Raw genomic sequence first — 4,464 nt, forward strand, 5'->3', positions numbered from 1 at the left:
GTAGTAAAGGGTGGACGTAATATGCGTTTCGCAGCTTTAGTAGTAGTTGGTGATAAACATGGACACGTTGGTGCAGGTTTAGGAAAAGCAGCTGAAATTCCTGAAGCAATTCGTAAAGGTAAAGAAGATGCTATTAAGAACCTTATTACTGTTCCTGTAGATGAGAATAACAGTATTCCATACGATGTTATTGGAAAATTCGGAAGTGCTGAAGTACTTCTTAAGAAAGCTAAGGAAGGTACTGGTGTTATCGCCGGAGGTCCTGCACGTAGTGTTGCAGAACTTGCCGGAATCACAAATATCCGTACAAAGTCTTTAGGTTCAAAGAATAAGCAGAATGTAGTTCTTGCTACAATTGAAGGATTAGCTGCATTAAAGACTCCGGAAGAAGTAGCTTCACTTCGCGGTAAATCTGTTGAAGAGATTTTAGGCTAATAGGGAGGTAATTAGAAATGGCAGATAAATTAAAAATTACTTTAGTAAAATCAACAATTGGAGCAGTTCCAAAAAACAAGAAGACTGCAGAAGCTTTAGGACTTACAAAGCTTAACAAGACAGTCGAAATGCCTGACAATGCTGCAGTCAGAGGTATGATTCAGAGGGTTAGACATTTAGTTAAAGTTGAAGAAATTTAATCTAATTAGATAAGGAGGTGCGACAATGGATTTATCAAACTTAAAGCCTGCTGAGGGCTCAAAACATAGTGATAATTTCAGAAGAGGCCGTGGACATGGTTCAGGAAATGGCAAGACAGCCGGTAAAGGTCATAAAGGACAGAAAGCACGTTCAGGAAGCCCTAGACCAGGTTTTGAAGGTGGTCAGATGCCATTATACAGAAGAATCCCAAAGAGAGGCTTCACAAATATTAATACAAAGAACATTGTAGGAATTAATGTTACAGCTTTGGAAAGATTTGACAATGATACAGTAGTAACTGTAGAAACATTACTTGAGGCTGGGGTAATCAAAAATCCTAGAGACGGTGTTAAGATACTTGGTAATGGTGAAATCACTAAGAAACTTACAGTAAAAGTTGATGCTTTTAGTGAAGGTGCTAAGTCAAAGATTGAAGCCGCAGGTGGAACTTGTGAGGTGATCTAATATGTTAGAAACCTTAAAGAAAGCATTAAAAGTTAAAGAGATAAGAAAAAGATTACTTTATACATTTCTGATGTTAATAGTTGTAAGATTAGGTAGTCAGATACCTATTCCATTTGTAAACGGTGATGCAATAAAAGATATTATGAGCAATTTCTCAAATGAAAACTTTAGTTTCTTTACTGCCATCACTGGTGGATCAATGGAAAAGATGTCGGTGTTTGCTTTGAGCATTACACCGTACATCACTGCATCTATTATCGTGCAGTTATTAACAATTGCCATTCCAAAACTTGATGAACTTCAGAAAGATGGAGAAGAAGGCAGAAAGAAATTAGCAGAAGTTACACGATATTTAACAGTTGCTCTTGCATTAATCGAGTCAACTGCCATGATTATTGGATTTGCAAATCAGGGAATATTTGATACAGACGCTATTAAGTATGGTGATATGCATGCCATAAGAAAATGGGGAGTAATCGTAACAGGAATTTTGGCAATGACAGCCGGTTCAGCAGTTCTTATGTGGATTGGTGAACAAATCACAGAAAAGGGTGTAGGAAATGGTATTTCTATTGTACTTACAATTAATATCGTTTCAGGTATGCCAAGTGATATTGCCAACTTATTTACAAACTTTGTTGCTAAAGATGGTATATCTCCAGGAATGAGAGGCCTTTCAGCTTTGATTATTATCGGAGTAGTTGTGGGAATTATCGTTCTTGTAGTAATCCTTCAGGGGGCAACACGAAAAATTGCAGTGCAGATGTCACAAAAAGTACAGGGAAGAAGACAGGTTGGTGGACAGCAGTCCAATATACCTCTTAAGGTTAACACTGCCGGAGTTATTCCAATTATCTTCGCATCATCATTATTACAGTTCCCTGTTGTAATTGCTCAGTTCTTCGGAAAAGATCCGGAATGGGCTCATTATCTTAGTCAGTCATATTGGTGTAATCCAGCGAATATGAAATATTCTATAGGATTTGTAGTATATATATTACTTATTATTTTCTTTGCATATTTCTACACATCAATAACATTTAACCCTCGTGAGGTTGCTAAAAACCTTAATGACAGAGGTGGTTTTATACCGGGAATCAGAAGCGGTAAGCCAACAGTTGAATATTTGACACAGATATTAAATTATATAATTTTAATCGGTGCAGTAGGACTTCTTATTGTAGCGGTTATTCCAATCGTTGCTTCAGGTGTAACAGGAGCAAAAGTTGGATTTGGCGGTACATCAATTATCATTATCGTAGGTGTTATTCTTGAAACACTTCAGACTATTAAGTCAATGGTTTCAGAACGCAGTTACAGTACAGTCAGAGGAATATTCTAGAAGATATCAGATAATTTAGGGGACGGCTTATGCTGCCCCCTAAAACTACTATTGTTTATTGTGTGAGGAAAAAAATATGAAAATTATTATGTTAGGCGCACCTGGAGCCGGAAAAGGAACACAGGCAAAGATGATTGCTGAAAAATACAGCATTCCACATATCTCAACAGGAGATATTTTTAGAGCAAATATTAAAAATGGAACAGAATTAGGAAAAAAAGCTAAGTCTTATATGGATAAGGGACAGTTGGTTCCTGATGAATTAACATTAGACTTAATTATGGATAGATTTAAACAGGATGATTGCAAAAACGGATATGTTTTAGACGGATTCCCAAGAACAATTCCACAGGCAGAAGCTCTTGATACAGCATTAAAAGCTAAGGGTGAAAAAGTTGACTTCGCAATAGATGTTGACGTACCGGATGAAAACATTGTAAAGAGAATGGGTGGAAGAAGAGCATGTGTAGGCTGTGGAGCAACATATCATGTAGTATACAGCCCGACAAAGGTTGAAGGTGTGTGCGATAAGTGTGGAGAAGAGCTTATTGTAAGAGATGATGATAAGCCTGAAACAGTATTAAACAGACTTGAAGTATATCACAATCAGACACAGCCACTTATAGATTACTATAATGAACAGGGAATTTTAAAGAGTGTTGATGGAACAGTTGACATGAAGGATGTATTCAATGCAATTGTTGATATTTTAGGAGCATAAAAATGGCAGTTACAATTAAATCAGAAAGAGAAATTGAACTTATGCGTCAGGCCGGCAAATACATTGCCAAGGTTCATGAGGAACTGGCAAAAGAAATAAAGCCGGGCATGAGTACTTATCAAATTGACAAAATTGGAGAAGAGTTAATAAGAAGCTATGGCTGTATTCCAACATGTAAAGGATATGAAGGATTTCCGGCAGCGTTGTGTGTATCAGTAAATGACGAAGTCGTTCATGGAATACCTAGAAAAGATCACTTTGTGGACAATGGCGACATTGTAAGTCTTGATTTTTGCTTAAGCTATAAAGGTTACCAGTCAGATTGTGCAAGAACATTGCCTGTTGGGGAAATAAGTAATGATGCAAAACAATTGTTAGAGGTAACAAAGCAAAGCTTTTTCGAGGGAATTAAGTTTGCAAAAGAGGGATGCCACTTATACGAAATATCAGCAGCTATAAATGATTATGTTGATAAATTCGGATATGGAGTTGTCAGGGATTTGGTAGGTCATGGCATTGGAAGAGAAATGCATGAAGATCCGCAGATTCCGAATTTCAGACAAAGAAGAAGAGGAATGAAGTTACAGGCAGGAATGACACTTTGTATTGAACCTATGATTAATATGGGAAGAGCAGATGTGGCATTTATGGATGATGACTGGACAGTGGTTACAGACGATGGATCATTGGCAGCACATTATGAAAACACGGTTCTTATAACAAAGGGAGAGCCGGAAATATTAACACTGTAAAAGACTATAAAAGTGGAGGAATGAAATCATGTCAAAGGCAGATGTAATTGAAATAGAAGGAACAGTTGTAGAAAAATTGCCAAATGCGATGTTCAGGGTAGAGCTTGAAAACGGACATATAGTGCTTGCACATATCAGCGGTAAGCTTAGAATGAACTATATCAAAATACTCCCTGGAGATAAAGTAACAATAGAAATGTCTCCATATGACCTTTCAAAAGGAAGAATCATATGGCGTGATAAATAAGCTGCGCAATAATAAAATTTGTAAAAGGGTTTGGATGTTTACATACAAACCCTTGCACAAAATTTTATTATTATGGGGCGTATGCCCCGCAGCGAAATGAAGCGAAGCGGAATTGAGCTGGCGCAGCTTATAAGGAAGAGAAGCGAAAGGTCAATGAAGCGAAGCGGAATTGAGCTGGCGCAGCTTATAAGGAAGAGAAGCGAAAGGTCAATGGAGCGAAGCAAAATTGAGCTGGCGCAGCTTATAAGGAAGAGAAGCGAAAGGTCAATGAAGCGAAGCGGAATTGAGTTGGCGTAGCTTA

At 37.6% G+C, this 4,464-nt stretch carries 8 protein-coding genes; all 8 read left to right on the forward strand.

Annotation, left to right across the window (positions count from 1 at the left end; all coding sequences use genetic code 11):
* A partial coding sequence (gene rpsE, locus Q5O73_RS10160) for a 30S ribosomal protein S5 (RefSeq protein WP_302669626.1) occupies window positions 1-435 on the forward strand: 435 nt, incomplete at its 5' end.
* A gap of 17 nt (window positions 436-452) precedes the next feature.
* Complete coding sequence (gene rpmD / locus Q5O73_RS10165) at window positions 453-635, forward strand: 50S ribosomal protein L30 (protein ID WP_021952759.1); 183 nt, start codon at window positions 453-455, stop codon at window positions 633-635.
* 25 nt (window positions 636-660) lie between these two features.
* The gene (gene rplO / locus Q5O73_RS10170; protein ID WP_021952758.1) at window positions 661-1,101 is read left to right on the forward strand and encodes a 50S ribosomal protein L15; all 441 of its coding nucleotides are present in this window, start codon (window positions 661-663) and stop codon (window positions 1,099-1,101) included.
* 1 nt (window position 1,102) lies between these two features.
* Window positions 1,103-2,443 carry a preprotein translocase subunit SecY gene (gene secY / locus Q5O73_RS10175; protein WP_021952757.1) on the forward strand — a complete coding sequence of 447 codons (1,341 nt, stop codon included), beginning with the start codon at window positions 1,103-1,105 and terminating at the stop codon, window positions 2,441-2,443.
* Between the two features lie 76 nt (window positions 2,444-2,519).
* Complete coding sequence (locus Q5O73_RS10180; protein ID WP_021952756.1) at window positions 2,520-3,164, forward strand: adenylate kinase; 645 nt, start codon at window positions 2,520-2,522, stop codon at window positions 3,162-3,164.
* Window positions 3,165-3,166: 2 nt separating this feature from the next.
* Window positions 3,167-3,916 (forward strand): type I methionyl aminopeptidase, encoded by a 750-nt coding sequence (gene map, locus Q5O73_RS10185; RefSeq protein WP_118588737.1) that lies wholly within the window; start codon window positions 3,167-3,169, stop codon window positions 3,914-3,916.
* Between the two features lie 28 nt (window positions 3,917-3,944).
* Complete coding sequence (gene infA, locus Q5O73_RS10190) at window positions 3,945-4,163, forward strand: translation initiation factor IF-1 (protein ID WP_005362190.1); 219 nt, start codon at window positions 3,945-3,947, stop codon at window positions 4,161-4,163.
* Between the two features lie 96 nt (window positions 4,164-4,259).
* Window positions 4,260-4,460: a hypothetical protein gene (locus Q5O73_RS10195; RefSeq protein ID WP_302669627.1), complete on the forward strand. Its 201-nt coding sequence runs from the start codon at window positions 4,260-4,262 to the stop codon at window positions 4,458-4,460.
* Window positions 4,461-4,464: the final 4 nt, after the last annotated feature.

It is taken from the genome of Eubacterium sp. AF15-50 (genome assembly GCF_934835595.1).
Taxonomy (GTDB): Bacteria; Bacillota; Clostridia; order Lachnospirales; family Lachnospiraceae; genus Eubacterium_G; species Eubacterium_G segne.